Consider the following 2,764-nt stretch of genomic DNA (forward strand, 5'->3'; position numbering starts at 1 on the left):
CTTTGGACAAGCAAAGAATGGTCGGGTTTTTAAGGGCGGATAGCCCTTATATATCCCTGATTTCAATAAAAGCCTCATAGTAATCAAATTTCCCGTTATCATAATCGGTCAGCATATATCTTGCAATGAGTTTTCCCGTTTGGTATCCTCTTTTTCTTAGTTCTTCCACGTGTTTTAACACGTCTGTCTTTAGGCTGTAGTAATCTTGCTTTAATATGAACCTTGCATATTTATATTTTCCTTTTTCGTTTTTCCAAAGGATATTGTCTTTTTCCGTTACTTTATCCGTGATGAAACCATATTTATATATATCCTTTTTTCTGTCTATAAAGTAAACAAAATGTCCAGGAGCCGAAGAGTACTTATTTAATATTTCTCTGTTGGACATTTCAAATTCGATTATCGTTCCTATATTCTTTATTTCATCTACAATTTCATATGGATTTTCCTTTAGATAATAAAAAGTCTTTGTTTGTTCCAATCTTTCATCAATTAAATTTTTAGTTTTTTTTAAATTTTTGATTTGTTCATTTATTATTTTTTTATTGTTTATGAGTATCTGTTCTATATCTTCCGTGCTTTTAAAGTTGATTTCCTTTAATTCTTTTATCGGGATATTCAGTTTTCTGTAGAATAAGATATCCAAAATTTCAAATATCGAAGAGACCGAAAATTCCCTATATTCGTTGTTATTATTTCTGTCCAGATTTATAAGTCCTTCGCTTTCCCAGTATCTTATTGTGGACTTTGGTATACCTAAAGTCTTTGAAATAGTTCCTATATTAAATTTATCTTCCATTATTATCTCCTTTATTAAGATTATATATAAAAACCTATTGACATTCAAGTAACTTTAAGGTTTATAATCAGTAACGTCAGTTAAATAAATGAGAGGAGGAAATTATGAATAACAGTATTTCAAAAGAATTTAACTTGAGTTCCCTTATAAAATTCAGCCTGCCTACGATTATTATGATGCTATTTATGGCTCTTTATACTATCGTGGACGGAGTATTCGTATCGAGGATTGTGGGAATAAACGGACTTAGCGCAATAAATATAATTGAGCCTCTCATGAACTTGTTCTTTGGGGCAGCAATTATGTTTGGTACGGGAGGAAGTGCAATAATAGGAAGGAATATTGGGGAGAAAAAAGACGACGAAGCCAACGGGGATCTGTCTTTGATAGTCATGACCGTTTTTATTATAAGTGCGGTGATGTCGGTGGTTTCTCTTTTATTCTTGGATAAGATAATATATTTCTTAGGAGCCAGCGATGTACTTTTCGGATATTGCTATGACTATTTAAAAATATGTCTAACCTTTATCCCTTTACTTATGTTCCAGCTCGTATTCAGCAGTTTATTTGTAACTGCGGGTAAACCTGCCCTTGGTCTTACTTTTACGATAATTGCGGGGATAACCAACATATTTTTGGATTATATATTTATGGTGCCGATGAATATGGGTATTTCCGGAGCTGCTCTTGGGACTACTATCGGATATATGATACCGTCCACGGCGGGACTTATATTTTTTATATTTAATAAAAAAGGTCTTCATTTCGGTAAGATCGATAAGAATGTAAAGGTACTTACCGAGTGTATGACAAACGGGGCTTCAGAAATGGTGGGGCATGTTTCAATGTGTATTACAAACTGGATGTTTAACGTCACCCTTATGAGGATGTTAGGTGAGCAGGGCGTTGCTGCGATTTCCCTATTATTATATGCACAGTTTTTATTCAATTCTATGTATATGGGTTTCTCAAGCGGTGTCGCTCCTATTATAAGCTATAACTTTGGAAGTGAGAATAAACGCCAGCTTCAAAGGGTATTTAAAAACAGTATGAAAATAATAATGGTATCAACGGTAAGTATATTCGTGCTGTCCCTTGTATTTGCACAGGATGTGGTTTCGATATTCATTCCAAAAAACAGTGAAACATATCCGCTTGCCATAAGAGCATATTTATTATTTTCGGTAACGTTCTTGTTCTCCGGATTTAATATATTTGCTTCGTCTATGTTTACTGCACTGTCAAACGGAAAAATATCCGCACTCATATCTTTTATGAGGACCTTTGTTTTCATTGCCGGGGCTATAATACTTCTACCGCTTATAATAGGTGTGGACGGACTATGGCTGGCTATACCTATAGCGGAAATATTGGCGCTTGTGATATCCATTATCTGCATCGTTAAGCAGAAGGATAGATATAATTATATTAATTAATGAATTAATAAGGGTCACTGCCCCTAATACCCCGTTCTATTTTGCTTGTCCGACTCGCAAATATTGCTAACGCAAATTCGCTCGTGTTATTAATTGTGTTTCACACGTCTAAAATTTACTTAAGTAAATTTTAGTAAGCCTTCTTCGAAGTCTTTTAATAGTCACAATATAAGGAAAACGACCCCGCTGGGCGCGATGCCTAAGAGCTTTGCTAAAAGGGATATTAAACTTATGAAAGTCATTTACCCGCATATCACCTAAAAGAGTTATTAGCTTTAACAAAGTGTAAACCTTCCTATATATGGGTTGGAGTAGTGACTGCTTTGCATATAAAATCCAATTATTTATAAATAAAGACTTTTATGGGGTTCCGTAACGGCTTTTAAATCTGTTCGATTTCCTAAGAAACGCTGCCTGCGTTTTTTGAAAGAGAAGCTACTATAACCCCTTATTTAAATAAGTATTTCTTTTATATAAATTTTTTTAAAGGGATGGGAAGGCGACTGTTTCACGAAATGCGGGCAGCATT

General features: G+C 34.3%; 2 protein-coding genes. One reads left to right on the forward strand and one right to left on the reverse strand.

Annotated elements, in window-relative coordinates; translation table 11 throughout:
• Positions 1 to 46 precede the first annotated feature (46 nt).
• Positions 47 to 799, reverse strand: a complete 753-nt coding sequence (locus NSA01_RS09890; RefSeq protein WP_257481295.1) for a MerR family transcriptional regulator — start codon at positions 797 to 799, stop codon at positions 47 to 49.
• A gap of 104 nt (positions 800 to 903) precedes the next feature.
• Between NSA01_RS09890 and NSA01_RS09895 the strand changes: the two genes are divergently transcribed.
• Positions 904 to 2,235, forward strand: coding sequence for an MATE family efflux transporter (locus NSA01_RS09895; RefSeq protein WP_257481296.1), 1,332 nt, complete (start codon positions 904 to 906; stop codon positions 2,233 to 2,235).
• Positions 2,236 to 2,764 lie beyond the last annotated feature (529 nt).

The sequence above is a fragment of the Anaerofustis stercorihominis genome, assembly GCF_024623185.1.
In the GTDB taxonomy this organism is placed as follows: Bacteria; Bacillota; Clostridia; order Eubacteriales; family Anaerofustaceae; genus Anaerofustis.